This is a genomic window from Providencia sp. TYF-12, from assembly GCF_041344805.1.
GTDB lineage: Bacteria > Pseudomonadota > Gammaproteobacteria > Enterobacterales > Enterobacteriaceae > Providencia > Providencia huashanensis.
The window spans coordinates 309,397-330,469 of record NZ_CP166833.1 but is presented as its reverse complement, the minus strand read 5'-3'; the positions used below and the strand labels follow the sequence as shown (position 1 = coordinate 330,469).

Genomic DNA, 21,073 nt, shown 5'->3' with positions numbered 1-21,073 from the left:
GTACAAAAATATATTTAGATTCAATACTCAATGTTGCTCAAATATATCCTTATTAATACTGGCATAAGCGAAGAACATAAAATATTATATTTATGATGAATGCATGACATAAATGATTCACATTTAAAAAAACGCACCAAAATAGTGCAAGCAACTAACAAAAAGCACCAATTTAGTGCATTTCATTCCATTTTATCATTTTCTCTCCCATCATTTCTTTGTAACAATCAGAATTTACTATAATTTAAAAAGTTGGCATGATTTTCGCTTATATATTTACAGAGCGAATAACAGTGCCTCGTTTTACACGACTCACTACCGCTAGACAAAAAACAACAAGCGCATCATCTAGACGATTGTTGATTAGACCCGACCAGGAGAGCCGAGAATGTCCGCTGAACATGTTTTATCGTTAATAAAAGAGCAAAATGTTAGATTTATTGATCTGCGCTTTACCGACACTAAAGGTAAAGAGCAACACATCACTATCCCTGCTCACCAAGTTGACGAAGACTTCTTTGAAGAAGGCCAGATGTTTGATGGTTCATCTATCGGTGGATGGAAAGGGATTAATGAATCAGATATGGTATTGATGCCAGACCCATCAACCGCGGTTATCGACCCATTCTTTGCTGATATAACCTTAATTATCCGTTGCGATATTTTAGAACCAGGCACTATGCAAGGTTATGACAGGGACCCGCGTTCAATTTCAAAACGCGCTGAGGACTTTTTACGTTCTAGCGGTATCGCTGATATCGTTCTGTTTGGTCCAGAGCCTGAATTTTTCGTTTTTGATGATATCCGTTTTGGCAATAATATGCATGGTAGCTACTACCATATCGATGATATCGAAGCAGCGTGGAATACTGGCACAAAATACGAAGGCGGCAATAAAGGTCATCGCCCAGCAGTACAAGGCGGTTATTTCCCAGTTCCCCCCGTTGATTCATCACAAAACCTGCGCTCTGCAATGTGTACCACAATGGAAGAAATGGGCTTAGTGGTTGAAGCGCATCACCATGAAGTGGCAACAGCAGGTCAAAACGAAGTTGCTACCCGCTTTAATACCATGACCAAAAAAGCGGATGAAACCCAGATTTATAAATATGTTGTTCATAATGTTGCCCATGCATACGGTAAAACCGCAACCTTTATGCCAAAGCCACTCGTCGGTGATAACGGCTCAGGTATGCACTGCCATATGTCTTTGTCTAAAGACGGTGTTAACCTGTTTGCTGGTGACAAATACGGCGGTTTATCTGAGATGGCGCTGTATTACATTGGTGGGATTATCAAGCACGCACGTGCGCTGAACGCATTTACCAACCCAACAACCAACTCATACAAGCGTTTAGTTCCGGGCTTTGAAGCACCAGTCATGCTGGCTTACTCAGCGCGTAACCGTTCTGCATCTATCCGTATTCCGGTGGTTGCCAGCACTAAAGCACGTCGTATTGAAGTACGCTTCCCAGACCCTGCGGCTAACCCATACCTCGCGTTTGCTGCACAGTTAATGGCAGGCCTTGATGGCATTATCAATAAAATCCATCCAGGCGATGCAATGGATAAAAACTTATACGACTTACCACCTGAAGAAGCCAAAGAAATCCCAACAGTTTCAGGCTCTTTAGACGAAGCCTTGGCTGAGTTAGATAAAGACCGTGAATTCTTAACCCGTGGCGGTGTATTCACGAATGACGCCATTGACGCTTATATCGAATTAGTTCGCAGCGATATCCAGCGTGTCCGTATGGCACCACACCCTCTCGAATTTGAAATGTACTACAGTGTGTAACACGCCGTTCCACTGCTAGTCTTTGTTGCCGTGAAGCACTTGCCCCATCTTTTGATGGGGCCTTTTCTCTGTAAAATATTAGCGGAACAAAATCAAATATCGGTTGTTTGGTCTATCAGGTATAATGCACCAAAATAGTGCAGGAGCAACATTACATGAAAACCGAACATTTGCCAGCACCAGAACAACTTCTCGATTCACTAATTAATAGCGTGCTGATTTTGGATTACGACCTGGTTATCCACTATGCCAATCATGCTGCACTCCAGATTTTAACTCAAAGCCAGCGTAAGCTATATGGTACCCCTCTCCCTCTTCTCTTTAGTTATTGTTCACTCAATGATGAACTGATGTTGAGTAGTTTAAAGGAAGGGCATAGCTTTACAGAAAATGAGGTCACACTGGTGTTTAATAACCATTCCCATGTGATGTCTTTCAGTGCTCAGCCATTTTCTGAACAATTTATTTTAGTTGAGCTTTCTCAACTTGATAGTCAACGGCGTCTAAGCCAAGAATTAGCGCAAAATGCCCAACAACTTGCAGCCCGCGAGCTCATTCGCGGACTTGCCCATGAAATAAAAAACCCACTAGGCGGTTTGCGAGGTGCTGCGCAGTTATTATCTAAAGCACTGCCTGACCCTCAACTGAATGAATATACTCAAGTTATCATTGAGCAAGCTGACCGCTTAAGGGCACTTGTCGATAGGTTGCTTGGTCCGCAATATCCGGGTCCTAAAACCCAGCAAAGCATTCATCATATAATGGAAAATGTGACGCGTTTGCTATCCTTAGAAAAGCCGGATAACGTCACACTGGTTCGTGATTATGACCCAAGCTTACCTGAACTCGAATATTACCCTGATCAAATCGAGCAAGTACTACTAAATGTAGCACGCAATGCGCTGCAAGCTCTCGCGGTAACTGGGGGAAATATTACGCTACGGACACGCACCGCATTTCAGGTGATGTTACAAGGTGAACGCTATCGACTAACAGCGCGTATTGATATTGAAGATAATGGCCCAGGTATCCCATTAGCAATTCAAGACACTTTATTTTACCCAATGGTTAGTGGGCGACCTGATGGTACAGGGCTCGGTTTATCTATTGCTCGAAGCTTAGTCGACCAACACGCGGGTAAAATCGAATTTACCAGTTGGCCTGGGCATACCGAGTTTTCTATTTATCTACCAATCAAAAAATAGGAGATATCTATGGCACAGGGAAAAATTTGGGTTGTTGATGATGACAGTTCTATTCGCTGGGTATTAGAACGGGCACTTAGCAGTGCTGAATTTTCATGCACCTGTTTTGATAGCGCTGATGCTGTTCTCGCTGCCTTAGAGACCTCACTTCCTGACGTGTTGTTATCTGATATTCGTATGCCAGGCACAAATGGTATTGAATTACTAAATACTATTAAGCAATCTCATCCCTTACTGCCGATTATTATCATGACGGCGCATTCAGACCTTGATGCCGCGGTCAATGCTTACCAATCTGGGGCCTTTGATTATCTACCAAAGCCATTTGATATTGATGAAACAGTGGCACTGGTCGAACGGGCACTCAATCACAGCCGTGAACAAAATCACACTGATCGGGATACTAAACAGCAGGCTCCTATTGTGTCTTCAACCATGATTGGTGAAGCCCCTGCTATGCAGGAGGTTTATCGAATCATTGGTCGCTTATCTCGCTCATCCATCAGCGTGCTAATTAATGGTGAATCAGGAACAGGGAAAGAGTTAGTTGCTCACGCCTTACATCAGCATAGTCCTCGTGTTAATCAGCCATTTATTGCACTGAATATGGCTGCGATCCCAAAAGATTTAATTGAATCCGAACTATTTGGTCATGAAAAAGGGGCATTTACCGGTGCAACCCAAGTGCGCCAAGGCCGGTTTGAACAAGCCAATCATGGGTCATTATTTTTAGATGAAATTGGCGATATGCCCCTCGATGTGCAGACTCGATTACTACGCGTTCTCGCTGAAGGGCAATTTTACCGGATTGGTGGTTATACTCCTGTAAAAGTGGATGTGCGTATTATTGCAGCAACCCACCAAGATCTCGAAAAACGCGTCAAAGAAGGGCTTTTTCGTGAAGACTTATTTCACCGGTTGAATGTCATTCGAGTACAATTACCAGCATTACGCGAGCGTACCGAAGATATCCCACGCCTTGCGCATTACTTCTTACAAAATACCGCTAAGGAGTTAGGTGTAGAGAGTAAAGTGCTACATGCTGATAGCGAAAAAATCCTCCAGCGCTATTATTGGTCGGGTAATGTCCGCCAATTAGAAAATGTTTGTCGCTGGCTCACAGTGATGGCCGCTAGCCAAGAAATTTTACCGCAAGACCTACCGGAAGATTTGCTGGAAGAGCGCCCGATACAAAATACTGAAGAAAATAACCTGAAGGCCAATGAATACGTAATTTTACCTACACATCAAGCCAACTCAGAAGCACAATGGTTTGAATTATTAGAAAAGTGGGCTAATAACGCGTTATCAGCAGGTAAAGACGATTTATTAGCACAAACAATTCCTATATTAGAGCGTACTATGCTAAGTTGCGCATTGACATATACCAAGGGCCATAAACAAGAAGCTGCCCGTTTATTAGGCTGGGGAAGGAATACTTTAACTCGAAAATTAAAAGAATTAGGGCTTGAGTAATTCATTATTTGTTTATGTAAGCCTAATTAAAACAAAAGCATATCATTAAAATAAGGTGGTGAAATAAAAGAATACATCTCCATCTTATTTATGATAATTAGCTTAACATTTAATTTTCTCTCTCAGCCATTGATAATAAAAACAATAAACAATCACTTATATAGACCATTGAAATGCGATGGTTAATAAATGATATCCATAATAAAAACACCAAAACAAGCATATTTAGACCATCGTGATTTGATATTTATAATGATTTTTCATTTTTAGATAATATAAATGACAAACACTTCAAGTATACTCTATATGCTAACGCCTGATAAACCCAAACAATCACCATATAAGAGATAAATTAAATTTATCCACCACTTTATAGGTAATCTTAGTTTTATATCGTTATTTAACTTTAGTAAAAAACCCAGTAAAAATGAAATTTACCTTAAGTAAGCACATGGAGTTAATTATTAACCCATAGTGTGTTAATTACTTATTATGATATTAATCATATTAAAATTTAATTATATTTCACCAAATATAACAAAACTTGTTTATTTTAAAAAATAGATTCAAAATACTCTTCAGTTGAGTAATTGATATTTTCAACCACTCAATGAAAAATAAATAAATTATATTCCGGAGAAAAACAGATGAAAAAGAATTTACTTGCATCATTAATTGCTGCATCCTCAATCTTTGCTATTAATAATGCATTAGCAGCGGATGGTACTATTGATTTTACTGGTGAAATTATTGACCAAGCCTGTGAATTAGCTGCTGGTTCTGATGCATTAAAAGTTAATTTAGGTAAAGTTTCAAAAACCGCATTACCAAGTGCAGGTAGTACTGCTGCCGCCACTAAATTTACCATTAAATTAATTAATTGCCCAACGACTGTAACAAGTGCTTCTGTTAAGTTTGATGCGGATTCTTATATCGGCGATGATGAAGTTATTAAATTAAAAGAAGAAACTGGTGTTGCAACTGGTGTCGGTATTCAAATTACTGATGATGCTAATAAAGTAGTCCCACTATTTACTGCCTCTAAAACATACCCATTAAAAGATGGTGTTGAAAATAATTTAGACTTCAGAGCACGTTATATTGCTAAATCTGACACTGTAACTCCTGGTCCTGCTAACGGCACTGCAACATTTACAATCAATTATAACTAAATAACAAATAAGGTTTAAAAGGAATTAAGCCTTATATAATTATAATCAATGGTGGTATTATGAAATTCATTATCTATATTTTCATTTCTGTATTTACACTATTAAACACTGCATATGCAGGTGTCATTATTGGTGGAACTCGTGTTATTTACAATGAGGGAAACAAAGATGTCAGCATTAGTGTAGAAAACCCAGATAAGATCCCTTATTTAATTCAGTCTTGGATTGATAATATCGATGAAAAAAAACAATCTGATTTTGCTATAACACCACCATTATTTAGGTTGAATCCAGATAGCACAAATGCACTTAGAATCTTTCTAACTGAGAATAAACTACCTAATGATAGAGAGTCATTATTCTGGCTGAATATAAAAACGATCCCTGCGACAGAAAGAACAGAAAATTCATTGCAAATTGCATTTAAAACACAAATGAAGCTGATCTATCGTCCAAAAAGCTTAAAGAATGTTGATTTTATTGAAGAACAAAAAAAATTAGTATGGTCTAAGTCAGGAAATAACATTATTGTTAAAAACCCAACTCCCTATTTTATGAACTTTCAAAGCATTAGCTTTAATGGAACTAAAGCAAATGATGTTTCTTATGTCGCACCATTTGCAAGTGCATCTTTTGACGTTAATAACCCTAGTTCTAATGGAATAATTAAATGGGAAGTTATTAATGACTATGGGTCTGCACCAGAAACACTCGAAAAGAAAATATAAACTTATAAAATGAGTTAGGTTACGATATGAAATTAAATAAAATATTTCTTGGCCTATTATTATATTTAGGCTATACGACGGCATTATATGCTGAAGAAAAACCAGATGATACAGTCTATTTTGACCCTGATTTTTTAGAGCTACCTAATAAAGATTCAGTTGACTTATCACAATTTGAAAATGATGAACAATTAGCAGGGGATTACTATGTTGATATCTATGTTAATACCAACCTAATTGGTGCTAAAAGCCTTAAGTTTGATAAAGACAGTAATAACAAGTTAGCTCCTTGTTTATCTCTTAATGATCTCAAAGAATTTGGCATTAAAGTTAATGATTACCCTGAATTGCAACATTCAGGAAGCCACTGTATAAACCTTGCTGCCATTCCTGATGCAAAAAGTGATTTTGAATTTGGTTCACAACGTTTATATCTTAGTATTCCTCAAATTGCCTTGGATAGAAACCCAAGGGGATATGTTGATTTAGCTAACATTGACAATGGAATCAACGCGTTATTATTAAACTATAGCTATAATGGTTCAAAAAATTACGACCGAAAAAATAATGATTCAGATAGTACATCTCATTATGTGAATTTAAGACCCGGTATAAATCTTGGGGCCTGGCGTTTGCGTAACTATACAACATGGTCCAGTAATAATGACCAATCCGGTAAATGGGACACCATTTACACTTATGCATCGCGTGGCATTAATAGTATCAAAAGCCAATTAACTTTAGGTGATAGTGTTTCGCCTTCGATGGTTTTTGATAGTGTGCCCTTTCGTGGTGCACAATTGGCAACAGATGACGATATGTCCCCTGAAAGCTTGCGTGGTTATGCGCCTGTAGTTCGCGGGATAGCACGTAGCAATGCACAAGTAACAATCCGCCAAAATGGCTACATTATCTACCAAACTGAAGTGGCTGCTGGTCCTTTTGAAATTACAGACCTCTACCCAACAGGGGGGAGCGGCGATTTACATGTCACAATAAAAGAGTCTAATGGTAGCGAGCAATACCAAATTGTTCCTTTCGCTTCATTACCCGTATTACAACGTGAAGGGTATTTTTCTTATAGCGTAACTGGCGGTGAATACCGCGCTTATGATAATAGCATTGATAAAACAAAATTTGGTCAGTTCACCTTAATCTATGGCTTGCCTTATGGCATCACCGCATATGGAGGAAGCCAAGTTAGTGAACATTACCAGTCTTATTCCATTGGTGCAGGGCAAAACCTTGGGCGCTTTGGTGCCTTATCAATTGACGTTACTCATGCAAATTCAACGCTAAGTAATGATGTTAAGGAAAAAGGCCAATCATACCGTTTCCGCTATAACAAAAATATCAATGATATTGGTACTAATATCGCATTGGCAGGTTATCGTTATTCCACCAAAGGCTTTTATAGTTTAGCGGAAGTGTTTGATGGTTATAGGGATACAAACTATGCCCCTGAAATTGAACGACGCCGTAATCGTGGTGAAATTACCCTCAGCCAAAACTTAGGGGATAGTTTTGGTTCAATTTCTGTTGGTTATATTAATGAAGATTATTGGAACAGTGACCGAAAAACGCAATCTGCCACGGTGGGTTATAACAATAGTTGGCAAGGTGTCAGTTATAGTTTGAATTATACCTATAACAAAAATACCAATAGCTATTCTTATCGGTCAGGAAGTCGTTCAAAAAGCGAAGATGACCATCAATTAGCGCTTTCCGTCAGCGTACCCTTTTCGGTATTTGACGATACCTTCTATTACAACTTTAACAGTAGTAGCAGCAGTAATAGTGCAAGTACCGGAAGCATTGGTCTTTCAGCATCACAGTTAAATAACCGGTTAAATTGGAGCGTTCAACAAGGCTTTACTACTCGAGATCAAGGCACTAACGGTAATATGAATGCTTCTTATAAAGGCCAATATGGTGAAGTCTCAGGCGGTAGTGGCTACAGCAAAGACAGCTATAACCTCTATTACGGGGTTAACGGTAGCTTAGTCGCACATTCTGGCGGCCTTGTACTTGGCCAACAGTTGGGAGAAACCGCGGCGCTTGTTGAAATTCCTGATGCAGGTGATGTACCGATCCTAAACCAAGCTGGGGTGACTACAAATAACCAAGGTTACGCATTGGTACCTTATGTCACTGCTTATCGCAAAAATATGATCGATATCGATACCTCTGCATTACCTGAGAATACTGAGATGGATTTATCCAGTCGAAGTGTTTCACCAAGCCGAGGGGCTTTAGTCAAAGCGAGCTTTACCGCAAACGTTGGCTACCGCGCAATTATGCTGCTGACTTTTACTGACGGTAAACCTGTACCTTTTGGCGCCCAAGCTATCTTTAACGATAACCCGCAGTTAAACAGTATGGTGGGGAATGATGGCGAAATTTATTTATCAGGCTTAGCTGAAAACGGCAATTTTATTATTCAATATAACGATAAACAACAATGCCAAGTCAATTATAACTTAGCAGGTATATCGAATTATATGGGGTTATATAAAACAGCAGCAGTTTGCCGATAATAAGGAATAAATAATGAAAAATTTTATTTATAAATCGATATTGGCTATGAGTTTTATATATTTATACTCAGGGTATGCTAATGCAGCTTGTACCTTAAACCCAAATTTAAATAATAAATTCGCTAACGTACCGACCGCGGTATATAACATTCAATATGATGATATTACACCTAGAGATTTAGGGTCTCTCCGTGCTGATTTTTCATCTACATCTCAGTGGGTAGCTAGTGATTCCAGTTCTTGTGCTACTTCATACTTAACGGGGAGTTTTATCAATAGCTGGTCACCAAATGCCAATAAAGTTGCCCTATCTAATATTCCGGGTATTGGCATTTCTGTTACAACCGCAGGCATTGGAGCGTTTAATGCTTCATGGGATAAAAACAACTCCAATTATAATATATTAACAACGCATTGGGGCATCACAGTAAAAAAACTTGGTTCGGTAACACAAGGTGGCACATTAAGAGCCGGAAATGTCGCAAGGTTAACCGTAACTTACCGTGCACCAACCAGTGTGACGTGGACTTTAACAACCTTAAATATGCCAACTAATGCTATTCGTATCAATGTGCTTAGCTGTTCATTAAAGAATAATCAGTCAACCTACAATATTGATATGCAAGATTGGTATGATACACAATTTCCTAGTATAGGCTCAACCAGTACACCGGTTGATATTCCAATTACATTAACCTGTGCGGCAGGTACCAATATTAAAGCGACTGTCACAAGCTCTAAATATGAAGATGCGGCGACAGGAAAATTAGGGCTAACAGGAGCTGATAGTGCTACTGGTGTCGCAATACAATTATTGGATAAAAATAATAATCCAATCAAGCTAAATACCAAGAACAGCCTGCAAAATAATGTTCCGGCTGGAGACTACATGTTTAATTGGAAGGCTCGTTATATCAAGACGGCAGATAACATCACGCCAGGTACAGCGAATGCCTCTGCTACTGTAAATATTCGCTATGAGTAGGAATAAAAAATGAAAATAATAGTTAATAATTTAATTTTACTTAGTAGCTTAATAATCAGTGGGAATTTATTTGCTGCTAGCACAGTGACATTGAATTTTACCGGAAATATTAAAGCGGCTACTTGTAATATTACTGGTGGGAATAATATTGATATTGACCTAAAAAGTATTTCTGCAGATGTCTTTAAAAATACCAATTCAGGTTCCCCATGGAAAAACTTTAATATTAGCTTAAATAACTGTTCTACCTATATTAACCAAGTAAAACTGACGTTTACAGGAACCGCGGATACTGCGGATGCAACAAGTTTATACAAAAACCAAGGTACGGCAAGGAACCTAGCTGTACAACTACAAAATGGTAATGGAACAACCGCTTTAGGTAACCAAAAAGTATTGCAAGTCACTACAAATGGACAAACAAATATTAACATCCCATTAAGAACACGTGCGTTTAGCTCATTAGGTAATGTCACCCCTGGGACTATTTCTGCAAATATTACAGCAACAATTACCTATTTATAAACAGGGAAAAGAATATGAGACACTTTATTTTATTTCTATCACTAATGAGCTGCTCTTTCATTGTTTTTGGGCAAGCTGCGAATATTAAAGTACACGGTACTGTCATAGCTGCGCCTTGTGAACTTGAAAAATCTAATTACCTTATTGATTTAAAAAAGATTAATATTTGGAATATTAAGGATACACAAAAATCGTCATGGGTTGATTTTTCAGTTAAGCTCAAAAATTGCCCTGTAGGAACAAGCCAAGCTGTAATGGCTATATCAGGTACTCCAGACCCAACAACTCCAGAGTATTTTATAAACAACGGGACAGCAAAAAATGTTGCTTTGAATTTAGCAAGAACTGCAAATAAAGCGACTATAAAAAACGGCGATACCATTACAACAAATGTCAACACACAAACTAGAAGCGTAGAAATTCCGTTATCAGCTAGAGTTTCAGGTTATGGTAATGGAATGATTGCAGGGTCTTTTAAAAGCCACTTAGAATTTACATTTACTTATCAGTAATTAAATATAATTTCTTATTACGCCTATATTTATTTTAATAGGAGATACATTATGTCTAATTACTACCCTATTTCCAAAATAGTTGGAAGTAAAATAACATATTATAGAAAAATGAATGGAATGACATTAAACCAGATTGCAAACATAATTGGTGTGAGTGAACAACAACAATCAAGATATGAACATGGTATTAACCGAATAAATTTAGATAGGCTAAATCAGTATGCTGAGATATTTAACATTAGTATATTAGAGTTTTTCATCTTCACTGAAATAGAGAAAGAATATATTAAAAAAGAATTCCCTATAAAAACCAGAGGAAACATCTATGAAGAAATCTAATATAAAAGCATTATTAATGACAACACTATTGTATTCTACATATTCATATTCTGCTTGTATTCAAAACCCAAACTTAAGGAATATTAATGTCAATGTTCCTACACAAACTCATACTATTCAATATGATGATAATTCAACAAGGAATTTAGGTACATATACAATTCGTTTTGCTAGTGATAATATTACGACATTCTCAGGAAAAGACGGCCAATGTGGACAGGCAAGATTACATGCCAGCTATATAAATGGCTGGGTGCCAAACTTAAATAAAATAGCTGCCACTAATATTCCAGGTATCAGTGTAGAGATTCGAGCCGTAGCAGGGGCATTAGATTATTATAGCCCATACCCTATCGGAGATAGAATGCCATGGCGTATTGCAGTGCCCAAATGGGTTTTTATAGTAAAAAAAACCGGAAATGTAACACAGTCTAATACCCTTAAGGCCGGGGCTGTTGCACGATTAATCCAAGAAAACCCTAACCATATAAATTGGAATATCAGTACATTAAATATACCGATGAATGCCGTGCGAATAAATGTAGCAAAATGCACAACAAAGTCGAACAACTATACCGTTGTTTTAGGTGATTGGTATGACACACAATTTAAGGATATTGGCGCAGTAAGTGCTAGTGTTAATATCCCGATCACCTTAAGTTGTGCTGCCGGAACTAATATTAAAACAACCATTACCAGTAGTGCGGGGTATGTTGATACGCAAACAGGGAAAATCAAGTTATCTGGCACGGGCTCTGCAACAGGTATTGCCATACAACTACTAAATGCAAGTAATGCCCCTATAAAACTAGCTACTAAAAACAATACCATAACTAATTCAGCTGCTGGAGATATCCGGTTCAACTGGAAAGCTCGCTATATTAAAACGGCAGCTAAAATAACGCCTGGGAAAGCGAACAGTACAGCAACAGTCAATATTCGATATGAATAATTGGCCTAGTTTTAAGTATCATATTACGACCATCTAAAATGGGTGGTCATTAAATAATACCATTCCATATAAAAATACAATATCTTGATTTAAACACATGCTTTTTTTTAAATTATCTATATATTAACTATTAAGCTCTAGTTTTTGCCTTATCTATATCTAGTGTAGCCCTGTTGTTTATGATTTATTTTATAAAGGGAAAACATGTCAAAAAATTATTCAATATCCAAACAAATTGGATATCAAATTTATTATCATAGAAAAAAGTTAGGTATTCCTATATCTATTATATCTAAGGAAATAGGAATTAGTCCACAACAACAATCTAGATATGAACGAGGAGTGAATAGAATAAATATAGATAGGTTATCTCAATATGCAGAATACTTTAAGATTGATATTAAATCTTTTTTTCATTTTTTTAGTACTAAAAAAGAGAATTAAACCACATAAGAAACATTAATAATATTAAAAATCCTTAATTAATTTTGTGTTATTAAAATTAGAGAGAACATTATGAAACGAAAAATATCAAAATCTGTTGGTCTAAAAATTAGAGCATTAAGAGAAGCTAATGGTATGAGCGGAAAAGAATTAAGTAGCTTATTAGGTATTAGCCAACAACATCAATCACGTTATGAAAATGGCGAAGTCAATATCCATGTTGATACGATATATCAATTATCTCAGATATTTAATATTGACCCTGCCTATTTTTTAACTGACGAGACAGAAATAAATAAAAATACAGACACCCCACTTAGTAAAAAAAATTATTTTTCTGCTGAGGCGTTAGTATTTTAATATTTAAATATGAGCATCATTATATGCTGATTTATTAAATATCGGTGCATGACATTATTGCACCGATTTATCTTTGTTGGGATTCATCCAATAACCAATTACGGAATATCATCATCGCAGGTGTACATGGTTTGGACTTCAAACGACTAAGCCAATAGCCCCCTAATGTCACTGAAATATCAAATGGCTGCACTAAACTCCCAGCACTCAACTCATGTTCAAACATACAACTCGGTACCAATGCCACACTATCCGTTAATAACGCAGCTTCAACCATTAGACGAGACGAGTCAAACACAGGCCCTTTCACTCGCCACGGCTCTAAACCTGCGGCAAGAAACCATTTTTCCCATTCATCTTTACGGTATGAGCGTAATAAATGATGCGCTTTTAAATCTAGGGGAGTCGTTAAGCGGTTAGCCATTTTCTCAGAGCATAACACAGTATGCGATGCGCTAAATAATGGAATATTCTCAGCCAGAGGCCATAACCCCTCCCCAAAGCGTATGGCAAAATCAACACCTTCTGCCGCCAAATTGACTACGTTATTATGTGTCATAATCCGTAAATCAATATACGGGTATAAATTAGAAAATTTTGATAATTGAGGTAGTAACCAACCCACCGCAAATGTTCCCACTACTGATATACTCAACACTTCATGGTAGTGCCCATCATCAAACTGCTGCAATAAAGACTCAATTTGGTCGAAAGAACGACTCAACACAGGTAGGAGAGCTAAGCCTTCATCTGTTAAGGCCAACCCTCTAGGTAAGCGGATAAATAATTCTAAACCTAGTTGCTCTTCTAATAACCGAACCTGCTGGCTTACCGCCGCTTGGGTCACATTCAATTCCATACCTGCTCGCGTGAAACTTAAATGGCGGGCAGATGCTTCGAATGCACGCAAAGCATTTAAAGGTAGTCGATGACGATAATTCCCTGACATAAGATTTTCTTTTACCTCATCGAACTTTATATCGTTTTAAATGAAGGCGTAAAACACGCATACTGCTATACAACAACGGTATAACAGCCTAGAAATCTATACTAAAGCACTTCAGTTATGCAATGAAGTTCTTCCTTATTTATATTAGCAACAACTTAAACTTTTATTTAATTGGACTACCTATGAGAAATGTTTTTCGTCAGGGGCGGATTTTTGCCGCTCTTAGCTTAGCCTTAACCACAATTTCAGCCAACGCGCTAACTCAACAAAACGTTGATAACATTATTAAACCACTAATGAAACAACAACAGATACCCGGAATGTCGGTGGCAATCTCGATTGAAGGAAAGCACTATTTTTATCATTACGGTGTATTGTCTAAGCAAAACAAAGCCCCTATCAATAACAACACATTATTTGAAATTGGCTCTCTTTCGAAAACATTTACAGCAACATTAGCCGCTTATGCACAAGAACAAGGTAAATTAGATTTCTCACAAAAAGTGAGTCATTACCTACCCGAGTTAACAGATTCAGCATTTGACCATATCACCGTGATGAACTTAGCCACCCACACCTCTGGATTACCATTATTTGTGCCGGAGACCATTACGAATTCAGCTGAATTAATAAGCTATTACCAACATTGGCTCCCTGAAAAAACCATTGGAGAATATCGTTCTTACTCAAATTTAGGTACTGGATTATTAGGCATCGTCACCGCTAAACAACTCAAAATGCCATTTGAACAAGCGATGGAAAAATTAATGCTGCCTTCACTGGGGCTCAAACATACCTATATTCATGTCCCTAAACACCAAATGAAAAATTATGCTCAGGGTTATAATAAGAAAGATCACCCAGCGCGAGTGGCACCACAGATTTTAGATGCCGAATCCTATGGTTTGAAATCTACTGCCAAAGATTTGATCCGTTTCTTAGATATTAATATGCAGACGGTAAAAGTCGCAAAATCATGGCAAGAAGCGGTAGAAGATACCCACACAGGCTTTTATCTAACAGATTCATTTGTACAAGATATGATGTGGGAAAGTTACCCGTGGCCTGTCTCTTTATCACAATTACATCAAGGTAACCGTGATGAAATGGCATTACAACCACAGAAAATCGAAGCAATTAAACCGGCAATGCCGCCAGAAACGCGAGCGTTCTACAACAAGACAGGCTCCACAAATGGTTTTGCAGCTTATGCCGCCTTTATCCCTGAAGAACAAATCGGCATCGTGATTTTATCCAATAAATGGTACCCAATTTCCGACCGCATCACCGCAGCTTATCAATTAATTGAAAAGATTAATGAATAAATTAGATTTCTGACGAAGAGTAGATGTTCTAAATAGTTCGTTCTGTAGCTAGGCGGCAAGAGAAACTAAGCCCTAGGTGCATACATAAAGTATGTGACTAGGGTTAGTGAACGTAGCCAACAACGCTACAGCATAAAATATGACGAAGAGTAAATGCTCTAAATAGTTCGTTCTGTAGCTAGGCGGCAAGAGAAACTAAGCCCTAGGAGCATACATAAAGTATGTGACTAGGGTTAGTGAACGTAGCCAACAACGCTACAGCATAAAATATGACGAGGAGTAGATGCTCTATATAGTTCGAGTGCCACTAGGCGTCAAAGTGAAAACAGCGCGGGGAGCATACGCTAAGTTGTAACTAAGGTTAGTGAACGTAGCCAACAACGCTACAGCATAAAATATGACGAAGAGTAAATGCTCTAAATAGTTCGTTCTGTAGCTAGGCGGCAAGAGAAACTAAGCCCTAGGAGCATACATAAAGTATGTGACTAGGGTTAGTGAACGTAGCCAACAACGCTACAGCACGAAATATGACGAGGAGTAGATGCTCTATATAGTTCGAGTACCACTAGGCGTCAAAGTGAAAACAGCGCGGGAAGCATACGCTAAGTTGTGACTAAGGTTAGTGAACGTAGCCAACAACGCTACAGCATAAAATATGACGAAGAGTAAATGCTCTAAATAGTTCGTTCTGTAGCTAGGCGGCAAGAGAAACTAAGCCCTAGGAGCATACATAAAGTATGTGACTAGGGTTAGTGAACGTAGCCAACAACGCTACAGCACGAAATATGACGAGCATTCAGATGACGCGGGAAAACTGCCGCTGCCTCATCTGCCTACGCAAATACACATCAAAACACATGCAAATATTACGAATAAGTAAACGTCCTTGAGGAGTCACCTTAATCCCTGTTTCGCTAATTTCGACTAGGTCATCTTCTGCCATTGGTATCAATAAGTTTAAGTCTTCTGCAAAGTAAGATTTAAAATCAATTGGATATAGTGCTTCTATTTGTGCGAAATTCAGTTGGAAATTACAAATTAAGGTTTTGATAACATCACGACGTAAACAGTCATCATCCGTTAATACCAACCCACGCCACAGCGCATGCCCCTGCTCTTCGACTTGTGCATAATAGGTTTTTAAATCTTTTTGGTTTTGAGCGTAGTTATCCCCTAACATGCTAATCGCCGAGACGCCGAGCCCTAACAAATCACAGTCCCCTTGGGTGGTATACCCTTGGAAATTACGGTGCAGTATGCCTTCACGCTGGGCTACCGCAAGTTCATCTTCTGGGCGTGCAAAGTGATCCATACCGATAAATTGATAACCATTTCCAGTGAGTGTAGCTATCGTATCTTGAAGAATATCCAGTTTTTGCTCTGCGCTTGGCAGATCTTCATCTTTAATTTTACGCTGCGCTGCAAACAAATTAGGTAAATGTGCATAATTAAATACACTTAAGCGGTCAGGTGACAGCTCTGCCACTTTTTTCAGGGTAAAAGCAAAACTTTCTGGCGTTTGCTTTGGCAAGCCATAGATAAGGTCAATACTGGTTGAAGTAAACCCTGTTTCTTTTGCTCGCTTAATTAGAGCAAAAATAAACTCTTCATCTTGCTCTCGGTTAACCAATACTTGTACTTCTTTATTAAAGTCTTGTACCCCCATACTCAGGCGGTTAAACCCTTCAGCCCGTAAATGGTCTATCATATCCAACTCAATTTCACGCGGGTCGACTTCAATCGACATCTCTACGTTATCTGCAAAATGAAAGTGCCTTTTCAATAAACCGACTAGATGGCTAACTTGCACTTTATCAAGATAAGTTGGTGTACCGCCTCCCCAGTGCATCTGAGTAACAAGACGTCCTTTTAATAAAGCTGCACGCTGAATAATTTCTTTTTCAATGACTTGTAGGTATTCATCTGCTTTATGTTTTTGGCGAGTAACTAATTTATTACAGCCACAGAAATAACAAAGCTTATGGCAAAAAGGAATATGAACGTAGAGCGATAAAGGACGGTCGGGATAACGCTGAGTTGCTTGAACAAACGCACTTTCGTCATAATCTTGGTTAAATTCCAAGGCAGTGGGGTACGATGTATAACGCGGCCCTGAATAATTATATTTTTGAATGAGAGCGAGGTCCCAAACAATATTTTGCTCTGACATAACATTCCTCAATTGACCAAAAGCTTAAACCATCACAACGGGTTGCACCTTATTTAATTTGTTATTCGGTGATGTGAAAATTTTATAGCATACATAACGTTATAGACTCTAAATATTTCAAGTTGTGGCTAGGCGGCAAGTGAATGAGTCGCTAAAAGTATACATAAGTGTATGACTAGAGCGAATGAGCATAGCCAACAACGCTACAACTTGAAATATGACGAGTATAAAGATGTTAAAGAAAAGAGACTTGATGCAACATCAAAGAAAAGTGTATTTATGAAAAATAATAGCGACATCCCCCGAATATACGAGGGATGGTTAAACGAAGTTATTTACTTTTTAAGATACGCATGATGTCATCGAGTTTTTCTTCGTCTTCTTCCTCTTCTTCTTCAGCATATTCTATGCCTAAAATGTTCATCAGCTCATCAATACGGTCTAAACAAGTATTGATATATTTCTGTTCTTCTGCGGTAACGGTCTCACCATCTTCCAAACGTGCTAACAAACCATCTAAACGGTCATCACTTTCTAACAATGCTAACTCAGCTTCAGGGGTTAATTTTTCTTTAACCACTGGCTGTTTTTTCTCAACCACAGGTTTAGTCGCTGAGTTATCATCAACAATTAAAGGCACTGGTTTTTTACTGCCTAAGCGTGGGTCAACAATGTTATTTTGCCCATTATTTTGGCTGCTTGATGACTTATCTTGGTAGCGACTACCTGATTTATTACCACGATGTTTACTTTCGCGCTTACGCTCACGACCTTCTGCGTTCAATTCTTCTTTCGTTTTACGGTATTTTTTCTTTGGCTTACTTGCCGGTTTTTTTGGTGAATTCATGGCCTGATACCTTGATAAAGTCAGTTTCTGCTGCGAAATCTAGCAGTTTCCCATGAAGGGGGAAAGTACTTGTTTGCAATTTCAGTAGATTTTTATCTCACCTGACCTTCACAGCAGTAGTTTATTAATTATACCCTAAATAATTTGCGTTGCATGTACGCTCATGCAACACAAATTATTTAGGGCATGGAGGGGGCAAATAATAAAAAGAGAAATGATTAACTCATTAAATAATGCAAGTTGTGACTAGGCGCCAAGCGAGGTTATCTCGGGGAGCATACACAAGTATATGGCCCGAGTAACCAAGTGTAGGCAACAACGCCACAGCTTGAAGTATGACGAATATTAATGCGCTAAATAGTTTGAGCTGTAGCAAGGCGGAAGAATTTCTAATTCCTAGGAGCATACAAAAGTATGTGACTAGGGTTAGCAAACGCAGCCAACACCGCTACAGTTCAAAATATGAAGCACATGTTAGGCGTCGACTAGGATCATTTTTAACAGGAACATCGCCGCAACTAAAATGACGCACAGCCCCAGATCACGCCAGCGCCCCGTACCAATTTTCATTGCGCAGTAGGCAATAAAGCCCAGTGCGATACCTTCGGTAATAGAGAAACTAAACGGCATCATTACTGCGGTAATAAATGCAGGCACAGACTCGGTTAAATCGTCCCATTTCACCCGCGTTAAGCTTGAAGTCATCAACACACCCACGTAAATCAGGGCACCTGCGGTTGCATAAGCAGGAACCATACCTGCAAGAGGTGAGATAAACATGGTCAATAGAAATAGAACGCCCACAACAATTGCGGTTAAGCCAGTACGCCCACCAACAGATACCCCTGAAGAGCTCTCAATATACGCAGTCACTGATGATGTTCCCATTGCAGAACCTGCTACCGAACTCAAACTATCCACATACAGGGCTTGTTTCATTCGTGGAAATGTCCCGCGTTCATTGGTAATCCCAGCCTTATCCGTCACGCCAATCATAGTGCCCGATGAGTCAAACAGGTTTACTAACATAAAGGCGAAAATAACACCTGATAGCGCTAAATCTAAAGAACCAGCAAAATCGACTTGCCCAACCACACTAGTGATACTTGGTGGCATGGAAAACACACCCGAATATTTCACATCACCCAGCGCAAGACCGATCAATGTAGTCACGGCAATAGACACCAAAACTGCTGCATGAATATTACGCGCTGCCAGAATTGCGATGATAAAGAAACCCAGCGCCCCCAGCCAAACGTTATGGTGAGTTAAGTTACCAATTGAGACCAGTGTATCTGGGTTTGCAACAATAATGCCTGAGTTTTTTAACCCCATCATGGCAATAAATAAACCGATACCACTGGTGATCCCGACACGAAGACTAAGCGGGATATTAGCAATAATCCAATAACGAATACGGAACAATGTCAGAATAAATAAACCAACCGCTCCCCAGAATACCGCGCCCATAGCGACTTGCCACGAATACCCCATGGCCCCAACGACGACAAAAGCAAAAAAGGCATTCAGCCCCATTGCAGGTGCTACCGCGATTGGTAAGTTTGCTAATAGCCCCATCAAGATACTACCAATAGCAGCAATCAAGCAGGTGGTAACAAACACCGCTTTAATGTCCATCCCTGCAACAGAAAGAATTTGTGGGTTAACAAAGACGATATACACCATCGTCAGAAAGGTCGTGAAGCCTGCAACAACTTCTGTTCGTGCGGTTGTGCCGTGTTCCTGTAATTTAAAAACACGCTGAAACAAGCCCTGCGGTTGTGCCGAGCTAGAAGATTGATTACTCATTAGATATAGCGCCCAAAAAAAGTTTTTTTCGCCCTATACTACAATTAAAAATCACAAAAGAAAACGATTGCGTAAACCATAATAGGCAAAAATGTCCTAACTAACTGATACGGCAAGCCGAAATAAAAAAATAATCAGATAAGTGTTGTTGAGATAATAGCGGTTATTACACCGCTATGTTGACTTAAGACAGCGCCAATAGCTTTTGCCTACGCCAAAACAATAAGCTACGCTTCGCGGCTCGTTTTTGAGGTTCATTTTGTGCGCTTAGCCTTTTCGCTACCCTATTCGCAATAATTTCCACCGCAAAACACATCACAAAATAAATAAACGCCACAAATAAGAAAACCTCGAGCGGGTATACCATTTCACGGTTATTCACTTGAGTAGCTAAAAATGATAATTCAGCAACCCCCACAATATAAGCTAGAGAGGTATCTTTAATTAATGCAACCCATTGATTAATAAATGAAGGTACCATCATTCGTAACGCTTGTGGTAAAACAATGTGCCAAAGCACCTGCCAACGGCTAAAACCCAAAGACATGCCAGCTTGCCACTGCCCTTTACCAATCGCTAAAATCCCCGCCTTTACCGCGTGAGCTAGATATGCTGAAGTAATCAACGCTAATGCACATACCACAGTAGCAATCCCAGGGATTTCTGCGCCAAGCAAAATAGGCAACAGAAAGTAGGTCCAAAAAATCAACATAATCACAGGAATTGCACGGAAAAAGCCTAAAATAGCGGCAAATAGGTTAACCCAGAAACCACGCAGCATGGCTAACGCAATACCACCCAACGTCCCCAATACTATAGAAGCCGCCCCCGCAAGTAAGCTCATGAGTAAGGTTAAAGCAGCGCCTTCGAGTGGGCCGTCAGGGAAAGTACCTAATAATAAATATTGCCAGTTTTGCTCAATAATCGAAAAATCCAT

Annotated in this window: 19 protein-coding genes; 14 read left to right on the top strand and 5 right to left on the bottom strand. The window is 38.8% G+C overall.

Going from position 1 to position 21,073, the window contains the following annotated elements; genetic code table 11:
* Positions 1-388 precede the first annotated feature (388 nt).
* The 13 genes from glnA to ABE954_RS01485 all read left to right on the top strand — a co-directional run bounded on the left by glnA (position 389) and on the right by ABE954_RS01485 (position 13,036).
* Positions 389-1,798, top strand: a complete 1,410-nt coding sequence (glnA, locus tag ABE954_RS01545) for a glutamate--ammonia ligase (protein WP_042847713.1) — start codon at positions 389-391, stop codon at positions 1,796-1,798.
* 155 nt (positions 1,799-1,953) lie between these two features.
* Positions 1,954-3,003, top strand: a complete 1,050-nt coding sequence (gene glnL, locus ABE954_RS01540; RefSeq protein WP_042847714.1) for a nitrogen regulation protein NR(II) — start codon at positions 1,954-1,956, stop codon at positions 3,001-3,003.
* Positions 3,004-3,012: 9 nt separating this feature from the next.
* Positions 3,013-4,479: a nitrogen regulation protein NR(I) gene (glnG, locus tag ABE954_RS01535; RefSeq protein ID WP_210814127.1), complete on the top strand. Its 1,467-nt coding sequence runs from the start codon at positions 3,013-3,015 to the stop codon at positions 4,477-4,479.
* A gap of 647 nt (positions 4,480-5,126) precedes the next feature.
* Positions 5,127-5,651, top strand: a complete 525-nt coding sequence (locus ABE954_RS01530; protein ID WP_042847716.1) for a fimbrial protein — start codon at positions 5,127-5,129, stop codon at positions 5,649-5,651.
* 59 nt (positions 5,652-5,710) lie between these two features.
* Positions 5,711-6,379, top strand: a complete 669-nt coding sequence (locus tag ABE954_RS01525; protein WP_371025705.1) for a molecular chaperone — start codon at positions 5,711-5,713, stop codon at positions 6,377-6,379.
* A gap of 26 nt (positions 6,380-6,405) precedes the next feature.
* Complete coding sequence (locus ABE954_RS01520; RefSeq protein WP_048605456.1) at positions 6,406-8,916, top strand: fimbria/pilus outer membrane usher protein; 2,511 nt, start codon at positions 6,406-6,408, stop codon at positions 8,914-8,916.
* Between the two features lie 13 nt (positions 8,917-8,929).
* Positions 8,930-9,901: a fimbrial protein gene (locus ABE954_RS01515; protein ID WP_206226952.1), complete on the top strand. Its 972-nt coding sequence runs from the start codon at positions 8,930-8,932 to the stop codon at positions 9,899-9,901.
* A gap of 9 nt (positions 9,902-9,910) precedes the next feature.
* A complete protein-coding gene (locus ABE954_RS01510; RefSeq protein ID WP_042847720.1) occupies positions 9,911-10,426 on the top strand; it encodes a fimbrial protein in 516 nt (171 codons plus the stop codon).
* Positions 10,427-10,440: 14 nt separating this feature from the next.
* Positions 10,441-10,938, top strand: a complete 498-nt coding sequence (locus tag ABE954_RS01505; RefSeq protein ID WP_042847721.1) for a fimbrial protein — start codon at positions 10,441-10,443, stop codon at positions 10,936-10,938.
* Positions 10,939-10,989: 51 nt separating this feature from the next.
* The gene (locus ABE954_RS01500; protein WP_048605457.1) at positions 10,990-11,280 is read left to right on the top strand and encodes a helix-turn-helix domain-containing protein; all 291 of its coding nucleotides are present in this window, start codon (positions 10,990-10,992) and stop codon (positions 11,278-11,280) included.
* Positions 11,267-12,232 (top strand): fimbrial protein, encoded by a 966-nt coding sequence (locus ABE954_RS01495; RefSeq protein WP_131680890.1) that lies wholly within the window; start codon positions 11,267-11,269, stop codon positions 12,230-12,232. Before ABE954_RS01500 ends, ABE954_RS01495 begins: the two co-directional genes overlap by 14 nt.
* A gap of 204 nt (positions 12,233-12,436) precedes the next feature.
* Entirely contained in the window at positions 12,437-12,676 is a 240-nt protein-coding gene (locus ABE954_RS01490) for a helix-turn-helix domain-containing protein (protein WP_042847724.1), read from the top strand.
* 72 nt (positions 12,677-12,748) lie between these two features.
* Positions 12,749-13,036, top strand: a complete 288-nt coding sequence (locus ABE954_RS01485) for a helix-turn-helix domain-containing protein (RefSeq protein ID WP_129466941.1) — start codon at positions 12,749-12,751, stop codon at positions 13,034-13,036.
* A gap of 67 nt (positions 13,037-13,103) precedes the next feature.
* Here the strand turns inward: ABE954_RS01485 and ABE954_RS01480 are convergent, their stop codons facing one another.
* A complete protein-coding gene (locus ABE954_RS01480) occupies positions 13,104-13,985 on the bottom strand; it encodes a LysR family transcriptional regulator (protein ID WP_042847728.1) in 882 nt (293 codons plus the stop codon).
* 182 nt (positions 13,986-14,167) lie between these two features.
* Between ABE954_RS01480 and ampC the strand changes: the two genes are divergently transcribed.
* Entirely contained in the window at positions 14,168-15,310 is a 1,143-nt protein-coding gene (gene ampC, locus ABE954_RS01475; RefSeq protein ID WP_166686792.1) for a class C beta-lactamase, read from the top strand.
* 796 nt (positions 15,311-16,106) lie between these two features.
* Here ampC and hemN read toward each other — a convergent pair.
* The 4 genes from hemN to ABE954_RS01455 all read right to left on the bottom strand — a co-directional run bounded on the left by hemN (position 16,107) and on the right by ABE954_RS01455 (position 21,073).
* Entirely contained in the window at positions 16,107-17,480 is a 1,374-nt protein-coding gene (gene hemN, locus ABE954_RS01470) for an oxygen-independent coproporphyrinogen III oxidase (RefSeq protein WP_131680891.1), read from the bottom strand.
* Between the two features lie 331 nt (positions 17,481-17,811).
* Positions 17,812-18,327 carry a Der GTPase-activating protein YihI gene (gene yihI, locus ABE954_RS01465; protein WP_048605465.1) on the bottom strand — a complete coding sequence of 172 codons (516 nt, stop codon included), beginning with the start codon at positions 18,325-18,327 and terminating at the stop codon, positions 17,812-17,814.
* 474 nt (positions 18,328-18,801) lie between these two features.
* Positions 18,802-20,136, bottom strand: a complete 1,335-nt coding sequence (locus tag ABE954_RS01460; protein ID WP_042847736.1) for an NCS2 family permease — start codon at positions 20,134-20,136, stop codon at positions 18,802-18,804.
* A 184-nt stretch (positions 20,137-20,320) separates the two neighbouring features.
* The gene (locus ABE954_RS01455) at positions 20,321-21,073 is read right to left on the bottom strand and encodes an amino acid ABC transporter permease (RefSeq protein WP_042847738.1); all 753 of its coding nucleotides are present in this window, start codon (positions 21,071-21,073) and stop codon (positions 20,321-20,323) included.

Bases quoted from the DNA above. Each gene is read 5' to 3' on its own strand.
- ABE954_RS01500 (WP_048605457.1), top strand. From the start codon at position 10,990: ATGTCTAATTACTACCCTATTTCCAAAATAGTTGGAAGTAAAATAACA.
- glnA (WP_042847713.1), top strand. From the start codon at position 389: ATGTCCGCTGAACATGTTTTATCGTTAATAAAAGAGCAAAATGTTAGA.
- yihI (WP_048605465.1), bottom strand. From the start codon at position 18,327: ATGAATTCACCAAAAAAACCGGCAAGTAAGCCAAAGAAAAAATACCGT.
- ABE954_RS01520 (WP_048605456.1), top strand. From the start codon at position 6,406: ATGAAATTAAATAAAATATTTCTTGGCCTATTATTATATTTAGGCTAT.
- glnG (WP_210814127.1), top strand. From the start codon at position 3,013: ATGGCACAGGGAAAAATTTGGGTTGTTGATGATGACAGTTCTATTCGC.
- ABE954_RS01460 (WP_042847736.1), bottom strand. From the start codon at position 20,136: ATGAGTAATCAATCTTCTAGCTCGGCACAACCGCAGGGCTTGTTTCAG.
- ABE954_RS01525 (WP_371025705.1), top strand. From the start codon at position 5,711: ATGAAATTCATTATCTATATTTTCATTTCTGTATTTACACTATTAAAC.
- ABE954_RS01530 (WP_042847716.1), top strand. From the start codon at position 5,127: ATGAAAAAGAATTTACTTGCATCATTAATTGCTGCATCCTCAATCTTT.
- ABE954_RS01455 (WP_042847738.1), bottom strand. From the start codon at position 21,073: ATGGATTTTTCGATTATTGAGCAAAACTGGCAATATTTATTATTAGGT.
- ABE954_RS01485 (WP_129466941.1), top strand. From the start codon at position 12,749: ATGAAACGAAAAATATCAAAATCTGTTGGTCTAAAAATTAGAGCATTA.
- hemN (WP_131680891.1), bottom strand. From the start codon at position 17,480: ATGTCAGAGCAAAATATTGTTTGGGACCTCGCTCTCATTCAAAAATAT.
- glnL (WP_042847714.1), top strand. From the start codon at position 1,954: ATGAAAACCGAACATTTGCCAGCACCAGAACAACTTCTCGATTCACTA.
- ABE954_RS01480 (WP_042847728.1), bottom strand. From the start codon at position 13,985: ATGTCAGGGAATTATCGTCATCGACTACCTTTAAATGCTTTGCGTGCA.
- ABE954_RS01495 (WP_131680890.1), top strand. From the start codon at position 11,267: ATGAAGAAATCTAATATAAAAGCATTATTAATGACAACACTATTGTAT.
- ABE954_RS01510 (WP_042847720.1), top strand. From the start codon at position 9,911: ATGAAAATAATAGTTAATAATTTAATTTTACTTAGTAGCTTAATAATC.
- ABE954_RS01505 (WP_042847721.1), top strand. From the start codon at position 10,441: ATGAGACACTTTATTTTATTTCTATCACTAATGAGCTGCTCTTTCATT.
- ampC (WP_166686792.1), top strand. From the start codon at position 14,168: ATGAGAAATGTTTTTCGTCAGGGGCGGATTTTTGCCGCTCTTAGCTTA.
- ABE954_RS01490 (WP_042847724.1), top strand. From the start codon at position 12,437: ATGTCAAAAAATTATTCAATATCCAAACAAATTGGATATCAAATTTAT.
- ABE954_RS01515 (WP_206226952.1), top strand. From the start codon at position 8,930: ATGAAAAATTTTATTTATAAATCGATATTGGCTATGAGTTTTATATAT.